Raw genomic sequence first — 16755 nt, 5'->3', positions numbered from 1 at the left:
GTCAGAGACTTATAAACAGCCGATAGCAACATCACTCGATCGCTTATAAACAACTATTTCACCAATTCGCTATACCTACTCCCGCTATCGATCAGGGCGTCGATCGGGACGGGAGACCACGCTCGGATCAACATATTCACTATAGGCCGTCACAAACCGGGGTGTATGAGCACGGACGACGTCTCTCGGCGCAGGTTCATCCGGACCGCCGGCGGCGCGGCCGGCGTCGCGGGAGCGACGGCGGCGACGGGGACCGCGGCGGCACAGGAGGAGCAGCCGGTCTGGCCGAGCGGGGCTGAAGGGAACGTCGGATCGTACCAAGACGCCCGCGGCCAGAGCGAGGTGACCGTCCAGGTCGGCGCGGGCGACACCGGGCTCGCGTTCGACCCGACCCTGTTGTGGGTCGACCCCGGCACGACGGTGATCTTCGAGTGGACAGGCAACGGCGGCGACCACAACGTTCAGACGGTCGAGGGCGGTGGCCCGGCCAGCCTCGACAGCGGCGACCCGGTCGGCGAGGAGGGGTACACCTACGAGTACGAGACGAGCGAGGAGGACGTGGGGATCACCCACTACCACTGCGTGCCCCACACCGCGGTCGGGATGCACGGCGGCCTCGCCGTCGGCGGCGACATCGAGACCGAGTCGACCGGTGGGGGCGGCGCGTCCGGCGTCGTGTTCGTCCCCCAAGGCGCCCGCGCGCTCAGCGTCGCGACGTTCGTCGCGATGGTGAGCACGCTCGGGCTCGCCTTCGTCTTCATGAAGTACGGCGGCACGATCACGCAGGACGACGAGTAGTCGCTCGTCGCGGTCCCGCTTTTCCCGGTCCTACGCTCCGTCCAGGAGCCCGCGGTACGCGTCGACCACCCGGTCGAGCACCGCGTCGTGGTCGTAGGACGCGAAGTCGCGCTCGACCGACTTCCGGTCGAGCTCGCCGACCGCGACGAACTCGTCGGCGAGCTCGGCCGGGCTCGTGACGAGCCGTCCGCGCTGACGCCCCTCCACGAGCTCGTGGGCGCTCGAATCCGCCTGGTACTCGACGAGGGCGACGCAGCCGCACGCCAGCGCCCACAGCAGATCGGTCGCGAACGTCTCCCACGTCGCCGTCGCCACCGCCACGTGGGTCCCCTTGAACAGCGCCACACGCTCACGGAGCGGGAGGTCGCCGAGGAACGACACGCGGTCGTCGATCCGGAGGTCGCTCGCGGTCGACTCGATCCGTGCGCGCTCGGGCCCGTCGCCGACGACGGCGGCGGTCCAGTCGCGGTCGCGGAGCTCCGCGAGCCCGAGCAGGAACGTCTCGACGTTGGCGTGGCGGTCCAGTCGCCGGGCGTACACAGCGTCGAAGCGGTCGTCGACGTCGGCGGATTCGACGAGGTCGAAGTCGATACCCTCGGGGATCACCCGCACGTCCTCGCCGGCGGCGCCGTGCTCCCGAACGCGGGTCTTGGTCGTCCGCGAGGGCGTCGTGACGGCGTCGGCCCGCCGGGCGAGCAGCCGATACCGCCGGCGGGAGTCGGCGGGGTGGTCGCGCCACCAGTCGACGACGACGGGAGTTCGAGAGAGGGTGCCCGCGACGGTCGCGGCGATCCCGGGCGTCGGCGGGGTGTTGACCGCGTGGACCACGTCGGGGTCGACCCGGCGGAGCGCCAGCGGGAGCCGGGCCGCGAACGCCGACGGCGACGGCTCGGCGGTCACCGACCGGTACGCGATCCCGTCCTCGGAGAAGGCGTCGTGGTCGCCGCCCCACCAGCGGGCGCAGAGCCAGACCACGTCGTGACCGCGCTCGGCGAGCCCGCGGGCGAACCGTCGCGTCCGCGACCGCGCCGGCGTGTCGCCGTGGCCGGGTGCGAAAAGCGAGACGAACGCGACGCGCATACGCCGACCGGACGGCTGGGGCGGATAAAAAGACACGGCATCCGGCGGAGGGAAGAGGGACGGGAGAGGCCCGACCGGGGGGCAACCGACGGCGCGCTCGCGGCCGTTCGGCCCGCACCCCACCCGAAACGGTTTCCCACCGCGCGGGGAACCTGACCCTATGCATCGGTACGACATCGAGCGATACCTCAACGTACGGAACGCCGGCGGGGCGGACTTGGGTCCCGACGGGCGGCTCTCCTTCCTGCTGAACACCACCGGGACCGGACAGGTGTGGTCGCTCGACGAGCCCCTCGGGTGGCCCGAACAGCACACGTTCTTCGAGGAGTCGGTCTCGTTCGTCGACTCCTCGCCCGAGCGCGCGGAGGCCGTCTTCGGCATGGACGAGGGCGGCAACGAGCGCGCCCAGCTGTACCTGCTGAACTACGAGTCGGGCGAGATCACCGACCTCACCGAGCGCCCGGAGGCGAAACACCGCTGGGGCGGGTGGGACGGCGAGGGCGACCGCTTCGCGTTCGCTTCGAACCGCCGCGACGAGGCCGTTTTCGACGTGTACGTCCAGGATCGGGAGGCGACGGGCGACGACGCCGAACTCGTCTACGAAGGCGACGGCTGGCTCTCCGTCGCCGGCTGGTCGCCGAGCGACGACCGGCTGATCGTCCACGAGGCCCACTCCTCGTTCGACCACGACGTGTACACCCTCGACGTCGCGACCGGCGATCTGACCCACCACACGCCTCACGAGGCCGACGTGCGGTACGGCAGCCCGGAGTGGGGCCCCGACGGCGAGGGGCTCTACCTCGTCACCGACCGCGACAGCGACACGCTCCGGTTGGAACGGCTCGACCTCGCGACCGGCGATTTCTCCGTCGTCGCGTCCGGGGAAGGCGAAGCTGGGGCGGGAGATGCGGGCGACGCTCCCGCGAAGCCCGGCGGCGACGACGGCTGGAACGTCGACGGCGTCGCGGTTCACGAGGAGTCCCGCCGCGTCGTGTACTCGCGCAACGTCGACGGCTACACCGAGATCACGGTCGGCGAACTGGTCGAGCCCGACCGGATCGATCCGCTTCCGACGCCCGACCTCCCAAGAGGCGTCGCCGGCGGGGTGAGCTTCGGGCCGGACGGGAACCGCTTCGCGATCACCGCGACCGGCAGCACCCACAACGCGAACGTCTACGTCGTCGACGCGACGACCGGCGAGACGGAGCGCTGGACAGCGGCCTCGACTGCCGGCATCCCGCCGGACACGTTCGTCGAGCCGGAACTCGTCCACTACCCGACGTTCGACGGCCGGGAGATCCCCGCGTTCTTCTCCGTGCCGGAGACGGAGCCGCCCGAGGCCGGCTACCCCGTCGTCGTCGACATCCACGGCGGGCCCGAGTCGCAGCGCCGCCCCTCTTTCGCCTCCGTCAAGCAGTACCTGCTGAACAACGGGTACGCCGTGTTCGAGCCGAACGTCCGCGGGTCCTCCGGGTACGGGAAGGCGTACTCCGCGCTCGACGACGTGGAGAAGCGGATGGACTCGGTCGCGGACGTTCGGGCGGGCGTCGAGTGGCTCCACGACCACCCCGAGGTCGACCCCGACCGCGTCGTCGCCATGGGCGGATCCTACGGCGGGTTCATGGTGCTCGCCGCGCTGACCGAGTACCCCGACCTGTGGGCCGCCGGCGTCGACGTCGTCGGCATCGCGAACTTCGTCACGTTCTTAGAGAACACCGGCGACTGGCGCCGCGAACTCCGCGAGGCCGAGTACGGGTCGCTCGACGAGGACCGAGAGTTCTTAGAATCGATCTCACCGATCAACAACATCGAGGCGATCGAGTCGCCGCTGTTCGTCCTCCACGGCGCGAACGACCCGCGGGTGCCCGTCGGCGAGGCCGAACAGATCGTCGAGCGGGCGCGCGAGCAGGGCGTCCCCGTCCGGAAGCTGATCTTCGACGACGAGGGACACGGCTTCTCGAAGCTGGAGAACCGGATCGAGGCGTACCGCGCGGTCGTCGACTTCCTCGCGGAGCACGTCTAACGTCGACCGATCGTTCGCCGAAGACTTCGTATCAGCTCCCCGACTCGATCAGCGGATACGGCCACATATTTACGCACGGGAGGGGATTACTGTACGTTATGGGAATTCTCGATGCCTTCGGCTCGTTAGCCAGCGCCTTGCTCGCCGGGTTCGTCATGCTCGCGTTCGCCGTCCTGAGCCTGTTCGTCACGGTGTTCGTCGTGGACGCCGCGGCGTCGATCGCCGGACTGAGTCCGGCCGACGGGTTCGTCGTGCTCGGAGCGACCGTCCTCGCCGGAACGGCGATCCTCGCCGGCGGCGTCGGGTTCGCGACGCCCGAGAACGAGGCGTAACGCCGCTAGAACGACGGCTTCCGCGGATCGATCGTTTATAACTCATCTTGAAAAGTCAGTAACCCACGACTGAAGTCGTGGGCTTGTCAGTGGACTCCCCTTCTGTCGTCGAATCGACGCTGGCGGTGACTCCGCCCTTCAGGTTCAGCGTCCCTGACGTCAGCGCACACTGACAGGGTGCGCCTCCATCCGAAGACGTCTGCCCCGAATGGAGTCGTTTCATCAGTTTCCGAGCGATGTTCTTGCTCGCGTTGTAGTCCGCGTTCAGCTCGTACTCGCACTTCTGACACGCGAACTGGTGTTTCGAGCGCCGATTCCTCTCGTGTGTAAAGCCGCACTTCGAACACCGCTGGCTCGTGTACGCCGGGCTCACCTGCTCGACCTCAACATCGAGCAGCTCAGCTTTGTACTCGACGTACTCGTACAAGCGGCGGAACGCCCACGCGTGGAATCGCTTCGCACCAGCCATCCGATCGCGGATATCGGTCAAGTTCTCGAACGCGACGTGCGTACATCCGTGATCGCGAGCTTCGTCGAGAATCTGGTTCGAAGCACGATGGAGTTCGTCCTGTATCCAGCGGTGTTCGCGATCGTCCATCGACTGGATCGACAGGTGCGCCGACCGTGTCCCTGTCTGCTGCATCGATCCGCGCGTCTTCTCGAACTCGCGGCGTCGATGGTTGATCTCGTCGGAATTGCCGATGAACGCACCCGTGGAAGTCACGGCGAGCGAGCCGTCCACGTTCAGGTCAACGCCAAGGACTGTTCTGTGCTCGGCGTTAGAAGCAGCCGTGGACTGCTCGTGGTCGTCGCGTTCGGTGCGGCGCATTCGCGCGTGGAGGTAGAATGAGTCGGTCGAGCGGTCGTACTGGAGCGTGGACATCCGAAACTCGTACTCCTCGTTCAGTAGGTACTCGCCAATCGGTGTTCCTGTCGGATCGTCAGGAAGTACGTACTCACACTCGACACGCCCGTTTACCGTGGACAGAGAGACGTAGTCGCGGTGGAACGTCGCGCTGCGCTTGTCGTAGACAACGCTCCACGCGTCGAAGTGCGGTTGGCTGGTGGGTTCGCCCTTTTTGAGTCGGGCAACACCGCTTTTGATGGCCTCGATAGCGCGTCGAATCCCCTTCTGGACGAGGTTCGCAGTCAACTCCGTCTCGTCCCGGAGTCGGTCGTAGAGCGCGTTCTCGGCTTGTTGTTTGGAGGTGACGCAGTGCTCGTCCGGGTGTCTCCACGCCCATTCCGCGGTCGTGTTCGCACAGTGGAGGAACTGCTCTTTCGTCTGATGGAGGTCGTCGCATCGCTCGTCGGACACGTCGAGTTTGACCTTGACGGTGCGAATCACGTCCCCCATCTGTATTTCACATGTTAATCCATTTATTTATATATTTTGCGGCTGGTGGTGGGGAGTCAAGTTGCTATCGCCCGTTGATTCTGACGAGTAATGTGAATCGCCGTCCGTCTACCAGTCCGGGCCGAAGTCCGGATTCAGCTGGCGGTCGGTCCGGCCGAGCGTGTCGATCGCCTCGACGTCCTCGTCGTCCAGTTCGAGCCCGAGGCTCGCCCAGTTGTCACGGAGGTGCTCCTCGCCGGTCGCCTTCGGGATGGCCGTGACACCCTTCTCGCGGAGCCACGCGAGGCTCACCTGTGCCGCGCTGACGCCGTGTTTCTCGGCGATCTCGGCGACGGTCGGATCGTCGAGGATCTGCCCGCGGGCGAGCGGCGAGTAGCCGACGAGTTCGACGTCGTTGGCGGCGGCGTACTCGCGAAGCTCCTCCTGGCGGAGCAGCGGGTGACACTCCACCTGGTTCGCGAACGGCGCCTCGCCGAGGGCGTCGGTCGCGGCGTCGAGGTGGTGCGGCTCGAAGTTCGAGACCCCGATCCGGTCGATCAGGCCGTCGTCGCGGAGCTCCGCGAACGCGGGCAGCGTCTCCTCGGGGTCGTACTCGCCGGCCGGCCAGTGGACGTACAGCAGGTCGACGTACCCGGTGTCGAGCTTCTGGAGGCTCTCTCGGGTCGAGGCGGCCACGTCCTCGGGCGCGAGGTTGTCGATCCACACCTTCGTGGCGAGGAACACGTCGTCGCGGTCCACGTCGGCCGCGGCGATCCCCTCACCGACGGCGGCCTCGTTGCCGTAGATCTGGGCCGTGTCGACGTGGCGGTAGCCCGCTTCCAAGGCCGTTTTGACGGACTCGGTACACTGCGCGGGGTCGTCGTTTTCCCACGTCCCGAGCCCGAGGGCCGGCATCCCGTCGTTGGTCGACGCGTCGAAAGACCGCGGCTCCTGTGACATACGCCACGATAGTCGCGTGAGCCGAAAGTCGCTTGCGGTCCCGGTGGTCGAATCCGTCGCGGGGGAGAGGCCCGTCGGAGCCCCTCGTCAGTCGTCGAGCAGCGCCCGCGAGGAGTTCCCCACGACGAGCAGGCTGGAGGCTCCCATCGCGACCGCGGCGAACAGCGGATTGAGGAGACCGGTCACCGCGAGCGGGATCGCGACCGCGTTGTAGCAGAACGCCCAGCCGATGTTCCCCTTCACGCGCCGGCCCGCGGCCCGCGAGAGCTCGAAGACGGTCGCCACGGAGCCGAGGTCGTCGTCGACGATCGCCACGTCGGCCGCGTCGGCCGCCATCGCCGTCCCGCCGCCGAGCGCGACGCCGAGGTCCGCCGCGGCGAGCGCTGGCGCGTCGTTGGTGCCGTCGCCGACCATCACCGTCCGCCCGCGCGCCTTCAGCCGCTCGACGGTCTCGGCTTTGCCCTCGGGCGGGACGCCTGCGAACACCGACGAGACCGCGTCGTGCTCGCTGAAGACGGTCGCCGCGCGCTCGTCGTCCCCCGTCAGCACGACCACCTCGACGCCCGAGTCGGCGAGTTCGGTCACTGTCTCTTCCCACCCCTCGCGCAGCTCGTCGCCGACCACGACGACTCCCTCCGCGGCGCCGTCGCGCCCGACCGCGACCGGGACGCGGCCCACGTCGCGCGCCGCCGCGACCGCCTCGCGGATCTCGCCGGGAACGGTCCACCCGCGCTCGTCGAACAGGTCCGGGTGCCCCACGATGACCTCGATCCCGCCGACGAGGCCGGAGACGCCGCGGGCGTGGCTCTCGAAGTCGGTGACTGAGAGGGTATCCCCGTCGTCGGCTTCTGCCGACTTCACTTCCCCGCCGTCGGCGACCGCCGGCGACCCCGTGTCGGAGCCCGACGCCGTACCGGCGTCGCCGAGGACGCCGGCTCCCGAGCGCGCCGCGGCGATCGCCCGTCCGACCGGGTGCGACGAGCGCTCCTCGACGGCGGCGGCGAGCCGGAGCAGGTCGTCGTCGAGGTCGGAAGAGACCACCCGCATCTCGCCGGTGGTGAGCGTCCCCGTCTTGTCGAAGACGACGGTGTCGGCGCCGCGGAGGCGCTCGAAGACGGTGTCGTCGAATATCACGATGGAGCGTTCGAGCGCGTCGCGGATCCCGGCGGCGACCGCGAGCGGGGTCGCGAGCCCGAGCGCGCACGGACACGACACGATGAGCACCGTGAGCCCCACGAGCATCGCCTCCGTCACCCCGTTGCCGAGCGCGAGGTTCGCGGCGGCGGCGAGGAGCGCGACGGCGAGCACGACCGGCACGAACACCGTCGCCAGCCGGTCGGCAAGCTTCTGGACGCCGTGGTTCCCGCTCTGGAGGTCCCAGACGAGTTCGGCGACGCGGTCGAGGCTGGAGGTCGCGTCCGGGCCGACCTCGACCGTCAGCGAGCCGTCCGCGACCACGGAGCCGCCGACCACGGCGTCGCCGGCGGTCTTCCGGACCGGCATCGACTCGCCCGTGACGACGGACTCGTCGACGGCGGCGTCGCCCGCGATCGCCTCGCCGTCGACCGGGACCCGCTCGCCGGCGCGCACGAGCAAGCGGTCGCCGGGCGCGAGGTCGTCGATGGCGACCTCCTCGGTCGCGCCCCCCTCGCCGGTACCCTCACCGCCGTCAGCGATCCGCCGGGCGCTGTCGACCTGCACCGCGGTGAGATCGGAGAGGAGTTCGGTCGCCCGCTTTTTGATCGAGTCCTCGTAGTGGTTGCCGACGGTGACGATCACGATGATCGCGACGGTCACGTCGTAGTAGACCGAGGGCGATTCGACGAATATCACGGCGAGCGTGCTGTAGACGTACGCGCTCACGGCGGCGATCGCGACGAGTAAGTCCATGTTCGGCGACCGCGTCTTCGCGCTGACGTACGCCCCCCTGAGGATCGGCTTCCCGGTGACGAGCAGGACCACCGTCGTCAACACGGCGATCACGATGAAGAAGTACGTCCCCGACGTCGACGACATCGCCTGGTCGAGGTACTCCAAGGTGCGCTCGTTGTAGAACGGGAACGCGAAGTACGTCGGGTAGATGATGACGACGTACTGGAGCATCACCGCCATCCCGACGAGCACGCCGGCCGCGAGCCGCGCCGTCGCCATGTTGTCCGCCTGTCGGCGCGAGAAGGCGTCGTCGCGGTCGTACGCGCTGTAGCCGAGCCCGCTCACCGCCTCCGAGAGGTCGTCTGCGGAGACGGCGTCGGGGTCGTGATCGATCCGGACCGTGTCCGTGACGTAGCTCGCGCTGGCGGCGCTGACGCCCTCGGTGTCCGTGGCGACCGTCTCGATGAACGCCTCGCAGGTCGCGCAGTGCATCCCGTCGACTTCGAGGAACGTCGCCTCGTGGCCGGCGGGGACCTCGGAGTCGGCACCGGGGGCGTCGCCACCGCTCTCGCCCCCGTTCCCCTGCCGCCGTTCGCGCACCGCCTCGGCGTCGACATCGACGTCGCCGAGCGTCTCGTACACGTCCCGACAGCCGGTACAGCAGAACTCGTTGCCGTCCTCGTCGACCACGTCGACGCCGTCGGTCGGGAGCTCACAGAGGGTGCAGTCGGGCGCCATCTTCAGTGTCCCCCCGCGGCCGCGACATCGATCGGGTTCCAGAACGGCAGGCTCGGGTGCGGTACGTGGACGCCGACCGACATCAACCCGTGCGCGAACAGGACGTAGCCGAGCGCCACGAAGGCGACGCCGAGCAGGCGGTGGACCCGGCGGCGGTGGACCGCGTCGACGCTTTCGATGACGGTGCCGTAGAGGAAGACGGCTGGCATCGTGCCGACGCCGAGCGCGCCGAGCGCGAGCGCGCCGCTGACGGCGGAGCCGCTGGCGAACGCGTAGAGGTAAGCGGGGTAGAGGATCGGACAGGGGAGCAGCCCGTGGACCGCGCCGAGCCCGACGATCCCGGGGCCGTTAGCGAGCCGGTCGACGTGGCCCGTGAGCCAGCCGGTGACCCGGTCGAGGCCGGGGAGGTGGATCCCGCCGGTCGCGCCGCCGAGCGCGTACCGGACGCCGACGAGGATCACGGCCGCGCCGACGCCCAGGCCGACGACGCCGCGGACCGCCTCCGCCGCGCCCGTCAACGTCGCCGTCGTGACGAGGACGGCCCCGCCGAGGGCGCCGAGCGCCGCGCCGATCGTCGCGTAGCTCGCGGCCCGTCCGAGGTTGAACAGGGCGTGCTGGCGGACCTCGTAGGTCGTCAGGTGGCTCCCGCGGCGGTCGGCGGTCGCGCCGGCGGTGGGCGATCCGCCGTCGGCACGCTCGCTCCCCTCACGCATCCGCCCGGCGTACACCGTGACGAGCGGACCGCACATCCCGATGCAGTGGGCGCCGCCGAGCAGCCCGATGGCGAGGAACAGCAGAACGTCGGTCCCGAGGAGCGTCGAGATGGCCATGAGGTCAGTTGGTAGACGTTGGCGTCGCGAGCGCTAATGGGTTTCGTCGATCGATACGTGCGGAGTGCGAGCGGCGCGCGCGCGGCGGGCCCATCGTCACTCCTCCACGACGACGGTTCCGATCATCCCCCCGGTCTCGTGAGGGATGCACACGTAGTCGTAGCGGCCGGCGACCTCGAAGGTCTGCGAGTAGCGGTCGCCGTTCTCCAAGCGGCCCCCGAACTCCTCTGACCAGCCCTCACGGGCCGCCTCCTCGCCGTCGTAGCCGCCCGAGGCGAAGTAGTCGGCCTCGTCCGGGATCGCGCTCTCGTAGGCGGTGACCGTGTGGCCGCGCGCGCTCGTGTTCTCCCAGACGACGGTGTCGCCGACGGCGACCGTCACCTCGGCCGGCTGAAACGCGGACGCCAGCATCCCAACGTCGTATCCCGGCTCGCCGCCGACGCCGGCACAGCCGGCGAGCCCCGTCAGCGCGCCGACGCTCGCGGCGGCGCCGGTTCGCCGGAGAAACCGTCTGCGGTGCATGGTCGCACTGCGTTCCTCAGGCGTTTCAATACCGCGGTTGGCCCCACCGAATGAGAACCGCGACGGGTCGCCCGTCGAGGGCTGATCGGCCGAGGCGACTGCCGAGAGACAAACGCTAAACCCGCGGCGGCGGTGGAGAGTGACATGAAACAGGCCATCGTCGCCCGCACCGACATCGGCATGGGCGAGGGGAAGCTCGCCGCGCAGGTCGCGCACGCGTCGCTGTCGGCGTACCAGGACGCGGGGCGGCGCGCCCGCAAGAAGTGGCAGGGCGAGGGGCAGAAGAAGATCGTTCTCAAGGGCGACTCCGAGGGCCTGCTGTTCGAGCTGGCCGACAAGGCCGACAAGGAGGGGATCCCGTACGCGATCGTCCGCGACGCCGGGCACACCCAGCTGGAGCCGGGGACCGTCACCGCGCTCGCCGTGGGGCCCGCCCGCGACGACACCGTCGACCGGGTGACCGGCGACCTCTCGCTGTACTAGATGGCCCCCTCACTCCCCCTCCGCGAGGCGCACCCGGTCGAGCGCGCCGCGGGCATCGACCACTACGTCAGCGACGCCGACGGCATCGGCGGGCGGCTCCGCGAGTCGCCCGAGGACTTCCGCGTCCGCGAGCTGGAGGCGTTCGAGCCGGAGCCGCTCGGCGCGGACACCGGGAGCTACCCCGAGCTCGTCGTCCGCGTCACGCTCCGCGACTGGGACACGAACGACTTCGCGCGCCGGATCTCCGACGCGCTCGGCATCAGCCGCGAGCGCGTCTCGTGGGCGGGGACGAAGGACAAACGCGCCGTCACCACCCAGCTGTTCACGCTCCGGGAGGTCGACCCGGGCGACCTCCCCGAGATCCGCGGCGCCGAGATCGAGGCCGTCGGTCGCGCCGGCCGCGGGCTCTCGTTCGGCGACCTCGCGGGCAACGCCTTCGAGATCCAGGTCGCCGATACGGTCCCGGAGGCCCCCGAGCGCGTCGCCGACGTGGTCGGCGACCTGCGCGCGTTCGGCGGAGACGGGGAAGAATCGGGAGGTGGCGGCCCGAGCGACGGCGACGACGCCACGGTCGGCGTCCCCAACTACTTCGGCCAGCAGCGCTTCGGGAGCCGGCGGCCCGTCACCCACCGCGTCGGGCTCGCGGTCGTCCGCGGCGACTTCCGCGAGGCGGTGCGGCTGTACGCCGGTAACCCCTCGGAGGCGGAGCCGGACGACACCCGCGCCGCCCGTGACCGGGTGGACGCCGCGTTCGGGGTCGGGGGAGACGGCGAGGGTGACGACGCCGACCGCACCGCCGACGGCACCGGCGACGGCGACTGGGAGGCCTGCCTCGACGCGATCCCCGGCAAGCTCCGGTTCGAGCGCTCGATGGTCCACCGCCTCGCCGAGCGCGGCGTGACCCCCGACGCGCCCCCGGACCACGAGGGCTGGCGGCACGCGCTGGAGGCGGTCCCCTCGAACCTCCAGCGCCTGTTCGTCAACGCCGCGCAGTCGTTCCTCTTCAACCGGGTCCTGAGCGAGCGGCTGCGCCGCGGGCTCCCGTTCGACCGCCCCGTCGCCGGCGACGTGGTGTGTTTCGCCGACGCCGACGCGCCGGACGAGCTGTACGCGCCCGACGCGGACCGACTCCAAGCGGTCGACGAGGACAGGGTCTCCATCGTCACCCGCCACTGCGAGCGCGGACGGGCCTTCGTCACCGCGCCCCTCGTCGGGACGGAGACCGACCTCGGCGGCGGCGAGCCCGGCGAGATCGAGCGGGAGGTCCTCGACGACGCCGGGATCGAGCCCGGCGACTTCGCGCTCCCCGGAGAGTTCGACTCGTCGGGCACCCGGCGGGCGATCCTCCTCCGGAGCGACCTCGACGTGGCGTTCGAGGCCGGCGACCCGCGGTTCGCGTTCGCGCTTCCGAGCGGGTCGTACGCGACGGTGCTGCTTCGGGAGTTCACGAAGAGCGGGCCGCTCGACCTCTGACCGGTTCGCCCGTTCCGTAATTCGATCCGTGTTCGTGTATTATCAGCTGGTTTCAGCGTCCGAAACCACCACGATACTGCGCTCCGTTCCGAGCCGTTTTTGTGCGGGAGCCGCCAATCGACGCCATGACCCGGATCGTCGTCATCGACCTCCACGGCCAGTTCACCCACCTCGAACGGCGGGCGCTCCGCGACGTGGGCGTCGACACCGAGATCGTCTCGGCGGACACGCCCCCGGCTGAGCTCGACGCCGACGGGATCGTCCTCTCCGGGGGCCCCGACATGGACCGCGTCGGCAACGCTCCCGACTACCTCGATCTGGACGTGCCCGTGCTCGGCATCTGCCTCGGGATGCAGCTGATCGCGGTCGAGCGCGGCGGGACAGTCGGCGGCGGCGACTACGGCGGCTACGCCGACGTCGACGTGGAGATCGTCGACGAGGAAGACCCGCTCGTCGGCTCGCTGGCCCCTGAGACGCGCGTCTGGGCCTCCCACGCCGACGAGGTGACCAAGGTCCCCGAGGGGTTCGTCAGGACCGCGACCTCCGACGTCTGCGACGTGGAGGCGATGTCGAACGTCGACGCCGGGCTGTACGGCGTCCAGTGGCACCCGGAGGTCGCTCACACCGAGCGCGGTGAGGAAGTGTTCGAGAACTTCGTCGCGGTCTGCGAGTCGTCGTAGGCGATCGTACCCGGCCGTCTCAGAGGCGGAACTTCCTAACGCGCTCGGTCCCGCAGCTCGGGCACTCTCGGCGGTACTCGACGGTCGCGCCCGTCGTCACCGCCTCCCACGATCCCTCCTCGTCGACGTAGCCGCACTCCTCACAGGCGTATGCCTGACCGTCAAGCCGCGCGCGGAGCCGATCGAAGGCCGACGTGCCGCCGTAGCTGGATGACATGCGTTACCGTTACACACCATCACGTGAATAGTTAACGGTGGTCGCGATGCGGCCGCCTCCCGGCGTCACTCGCCGGTCTCCGGCAGGAACGGTGCCGGGTCGTCGTGGACGAACTCCACCGTGTCGTCGTTCAGTCGGCGACAGAAGAGCTCCACCGTCCCCGCCTCCCTGATCGACTCGATCGCCTCCGGGGCCGAGCTCGGATCGTAGTACGCGGGGACGAACACGGCCGTCTCGGTCTCCGGGTCGGCCTCGACGACGAGCAGGTACATCAGCCCGTCGCCCTCGGCGCGGAACACCTCGACATCTCGGAACGACCGCTCCTCGACGAGCGATTCGAGGTCCTCGAACTCGGGGCCCGGGAGGACGACGTCGATCCCGATTCGGCGGTCCGAGTCGACGAGGACCGAGTCGCCGGGATGGAGTTCGAGCGTCGTCCATCCGCGGTCTCGATACTCCGCGGCGGTCGCCTCCATGTCCTCGATGACCGCTGGCCAGCCTTCTCTGGCCTGTACGTTGGGAGTGACGCCGTTCTCAGGGGATTCGCTCATACCGGGAGACGTTCCGGGGAGGGCATAAAAGGTTCCCACCACTCCCAAAGATATTTTTCTGTGACGTGCGCTACCGCTGGTAGTGACGGACCTCCTCTCACTTTCGACCCTCCGCACCCAGTTCAAAACGGAACGAGGTGCGGTCAAGGCCGTCGACGGCATCGACCTCACGATAGAGCAGGGTGAAACCGTCGGCCTCGTCGGCGAGTCCGGATCCGGTAAGAGCGTTACCGCCCTCTCCGCGATGGACCTCGTCGACGATCCGGGCGAGATCGTCGGCGGCCGGATCGCCCTCGCCGACGCCGAACTCGCCGCCTCCCTCCTCGACGAGTTCGCCGGCGCGTACGTCCCATACCCCTCCGAACTGATCGACGCGCTCGCGGCCGTCAGCAGCGACCTCCGCGCCGGACAGCGCGTCTCCGACACTCCGGCAGAGCTCCGCGGGATGGCCGACGACCTCGCCGCCGACGCGGACCCGGCGGACCTCGCAGGCGACCTCCGACGCGCGGCCGACCGCCTCGCGAACCGCGACGACCCCGAGGACGTGGGCGGCGAACTCGCTGCGGCGGTCGACGAGGCTGTCGACGGCTTCGTCTACCTCGACGACGGTGCCCGGGAGCGGATCCGCGACGGCGCGGACCCGGGCGATGTCGACATCGACGAGGGGATCGTCGACGTGACGGCCGCGCCCGAAGCCGCCGTCCGCCGGATCCGCGGGGGAGAGATGGGAATGATCTTCCAGGACCCGATGACCTCGCTCAATCCGGCGATCACCGTCGGCGAACAGATCGCCGAGTCGCTGCGGCTCCATCGGTACGGCGGTCAGAAGAGGGACACCTGGCTCAACGGGATCGGCGAGATCCTCCCGAAGGTCGGGGGCCGCGAGGGCGACGAGGAGGTGATGGACGAGGTTGTCAGGATGCTCCAGGCGGTCGGCATCCCGGAGGCGAAACAGCGCCTGGACGACTATCCACACGAGTTCTCCGGCGGGATGCGCCAGCGCGTGCTCGTCGCGATCGCGCTCGCCTGCCGGCCGAAGCTCCTCATCGCCGACGAGCCGACGACGGCGCTCGACGTGACGATCCAGGCGCAGATCCTCGACCTGATCGACGACCTCCAGACGGAGTTCGGGATGTCGGTCCTGATGATCACCCACGACCTCGGCGTCGTGGCCGAGACCTGCGACCGCGTGGCCGTGATGTACGCCGGCGAGATCGTCGAGGAGGGCCCCGTCGAAGAGATCTTCGCTAACCCCAGCCACCCCTACACCTACACGCTGCTCGAGTCGATCCCGACCGAGGACAAGAAGCGGCTGACCCCGATCGAGGGGAACGTTCCCGATCTGATCGACATGCCCGAGGGGTGTCACTTCGCGTCGCGCTGTCCGTGGGCCGAGCCCCAGTGCCGCGAGGGAGAGATCCCGTTCCTCCAGCACGGCCCGGCGGATGTCGACCATCGGTCGAAGTGCGTCCACGACGAGTTCGACAAGGACGCGTACGGAACCGAAGGCGTCGAAGTCGGCGCCAGGTCGGCCATCGGCGATCCGATCGTCGGGGTCCGCGGGATGCGGAAGTACTACCAACAGGAAGACGGCCCGCTCGACCGGGTCCTCGGGGGCGGCGACCCGAGCGTCAAGGCCGTCGACGGGATCGACTTCGACGTGCGTGAGCGAGAGACGCTCGGGCTCGTCGGCGAGTCCGGCTGCGGGAAGTCAACCGCGGGGCGAGCGATCCTCCACCTCGACCCGCCGACCGACGGCACCGTCGTCTTCGCCGGCGAGGAGCTCGGATCTCTCTCGAAGTCGGAGCTTCGGAAGCGCCGGAAGGACATGCAGATGGTGTTCCAGGACCCGATGTCGAGTCTGGACCCGCGGATGACGGCCGGGCAGACGATCATGGAGCCGCTGAAGATCCACGACCTCGCCGAGGGGCGCCGCCGCGAGCGCGTCTTCGAGTTGATGGACGCGGTCGGGCTGGAGCGCGGCCAGTTCGGCCGGTACCCCCACGAGCTCTCCGGCGGTCAGCGCCAGCGGGTCGGTATCGCGCGGGCGCTGGCGGTGGATCCCGACTTCATCGTCGCCGACGAGCCGGTGTCGGCGCTCGACGTCTCCGTCCAGGCGCAGATCATCAACCTCCTGGAGGACCTCCAAGAGGAGTTCGGGCTCACCTTCCTGTTCATCGCTCACGACCTGAGCGTCGTCCGCCACATCTCCGACCGAGTGGCCGTGATGTACCTCGGGCAGATCGTCGAGGTCGCCGAGACGGACGAACTGTTTGAGACGCCGAAACACCCGTACACGAGGGCGCTTCTGTCCGCGATTCCGGAGCCGGACCCCCTTGCCGACACGGGCGACCGAACGATCCTCAAGGGGGGCGTCCCGTCGCCGATCGACCCGCCCTCCGGCTGCCGGTTCCGCACGCGATGCCCGTCGATCATTCCGCCGGACGACCTGGACATCGACCAAGAGCGGTATCGCGAGGTGATGTTCTACCGACAGCGCCTGGAGTCCGGGGACATCGACCTCGACGCCATCGAGTCGGAGGTCCGTATCGAGGACGAGTCCGCGCCGACCGCAGTCACCGACGGCGGGGAACACCCGATCCTCTTCGAGTACTTCTTCGACGGTCCGCTCTCGGGAGAGGCGCGGGCGGTCGTCGCCGAGTCCTTCGAACATCTCAAGAACGATCGGTGGGAAGAGGCCGAGGCCACGCTTCGCGAGACCTTCGAGAGCGTCTGCGAGCGATCCAATCCCGCGCTCGACGAAAGCGACCACCCCGCCGCCTGTCACCTCCACAATGAGTGATCCGCACAACAAATAAACGCATGACCACTCAGGAAGGGTTTCACCCGTGGTTTCGTC

15 protein-coding genes are annotated in these 16755 nt (G+C 69.2%); 7 read left to right on the top strand and 8 right to left on the bottom strand.

What is annotated here, in order from left to right; translation table 11 throughout:
- Positions 1-165: 165 nt before the first annotated feature.
- Positions 166-798, top strand: a complete 633-nt coding sequence (locus C471_RS12560) for a halocyanin domain-containing protein (RefSeq protein ID WP_004049548.1) — start codon at positions 166-168, stop codon at positions 796-798.
- A gap of 30 nt (positions 799-828) precedes the next feature.
- Here the strand turns inward: C471_RS12560 and C471_RS12555 are convergent, their stop codons facing one another.
- Positions 829-1878, bottom strand: coding sequence for a glycosyltransferase (locus tag C471_RS12555; protein WP_004049547.1), 1050 nt, complete (start codon positions 1876-1878; stop codon positions 829-831).
- 160 nt (positions 1879-2038) lie between these two features.
- Between C471_RS12555 and C471_RS12550 the strand changes: the two genes are divergently transcribed.
- Both C471_RS12550 and C471_RS12545 read left to right on the top strand, forming a co-directional pair.
- On the top strand, positions 2039-3901 hold the full coding sequence (locus C471_RS12550) for a S9 family peptidase (protein ID WP_004049546.1): 1863 nt from the start codon (positions 2039-2041) through the stop codon (positions 3899-3901).
- Positions 3902-3999: 98 nt separating this feature from the next.
- A complete protein-coding gene (locus C471_RS12545) occupies positions 4000-4233 on the top strand; it encodes a hypothetical protein (protein ID WP_004049545.1) in 234 nt (77 codons plus the stop codon).
- A 55-nt stretch (positions 4234-4288) separates the two neighbouring features.
- On the opposite strand, the gene C471_RS12540 is transcribed toward C471_RS12545, so the two are convergent.
- The 5 genes from C471_RS12540 to C471_RS12520 form a co-directional block, all read right to left on the bottom strand.
- A complete protein-coding gene (locus tag C471_RS12540; RefSeq protein WP_004049544.1) occupies positions 4289-5590 on the bottom strand; it encodes an RNA-guided endonuclease InsQ/TnpB family protein in 1302 nt (433 codons plus the stop codon).
- 108 nt (positions 5591-5698) lie between these two features.
- Complete coding sequence (locus C471_RS12535; RefSeq protein WP_049909382.1) at positions 5699-6484, bottom strand: aldo/keto reductase; 786 nt, start codon at positions 6482-6484, stop codon at positions 5699-5701.
- 132 nt (positions 6485-6616) lie between these two features.
- Positions 6617-9139: a heavy metal translocating P-type ATPase gene (locus tag C471_RS12530; RefSeq protein ID WP_004049542.1), complete on the bottom strand. Its 2523-nt coding sequence runs from the start codon at positions 9137-9139 to the stop codon at positions 6617-6619.
- 2 nt (positions 9140-9141) lie between these two features.
- Complete coding sequence (locus C471_RS12525) at positions 9142-9969, bottom strand: sulfite exporter TauE/SafE family protein (protein WP_004049541.1); 828 nt, start codon at positions 9967-9969, stop codon at positions 9142-9144.
- Between the two features lie 96 nt (positions 9970-10065).
- A complete protein-coding gene (locus C471_RS12520) occupies positions 10066-10491 on the bottom strand; it encodes a cupredoxin domain-containing protein (protein WP_004049540.1) in 426 nt (141 codons plus the stop codon).
- Between the two features lie 144 nt (positions 10492-10635).
- Between C471_RS12520 and pth2 the strand changes: the two genes are divergently transcribed.
- The 3 genes from pth2 to C471_RS12505 all read left to right on the top strand — a co-directional run bounded on the left by pth2 (position 10636) and on the right by C471_RS12505 (position 13127).
- Entirely contained in the window at positions 10636-10974 is a 339-nt protein-coding gene (pth2, locus tag C471_RS12515) for a peptidyl-tRNA hydrolase Pth2 (protein WP_004049539.1), read from the top strand.
- Entirely contained in the window at positions 10975-12447 is a 1473-nt protein-coding gene (gene truD, locus C471_RS12510) for a tRNA pseudouridine(13) synthase TruD (protein WP_004049538.1), read from the top strand. It begins immediately after the preceding gene.
- A 125-nt stretch (positions 12448-12572) separates the two neighbouring features.
- Positions 12573-13127, top strand: coding sequence for a GMP synthase subunit A (locus C471_RS12505; RefSeq protein WP_004049537.1), 555 nt, complete (start codon positions 12573-12575; stop codon positions 13125-13127).
- Positions 13128-13146: 19 nt separating this feature from the next.
- Here C471_RS12505 and C471_RS12500 read toward each other — a convergent pair whose 3' ends face one another.
- Both C471_RS12500 and C471_RS12495 read right to left on the bottom strand, forming a co-directional pair.
- Positions 13147-13344, bottom strand: a complete 198-nt coding sequence (locus C471_RS12500) for an HVO_0649 family zinc finger protein (protein WP_004049536.1) — start codon at positions 13342-13344, stop codon at positions 13147-13149.
- 65 nt (positions 13345-13409) lie between these two features.
- Positions 13410-13895: a DUF7529 family protein gene (locus C471_RS12495; protein ID WP_049909362.1), complete on the bottom strand. Its 486-nt coding sequence runs from the start codon at positions 13893-13895 to the stop codon at positions 13410-13412.
- Positions 13896-13977: 82 nt separating this feature from the next.
- On the opposite strand from C471_RS12495, the gene C471_RS12490 reads away from it, so the two are divergent.
- Entirely contained in the window at positions 13978-16698 is a 2721-nt protein-coding gene (locus C471_RS12490) for a dipeptide ABC transporter ATP-binding protein (protein WP_004049534.1), read from the top strand.
- Positions 16699-16755 lie beyond the last annotated feature (57 nt).

Source organism: Halorubrum saccharovorum DSM 1137, from assembly GCF_000337915.1.
In the GTDB taxonomy this organism is placed as follows: Archaea; Halobacteriota; Halobacteria; order Halobacteriales; family Haloferacaceae; genus Halorubrum; species Halorubrum saccharovorum.
This window is presented reverse-complemented; position numbering and strand designations above follow the sequence as displayed.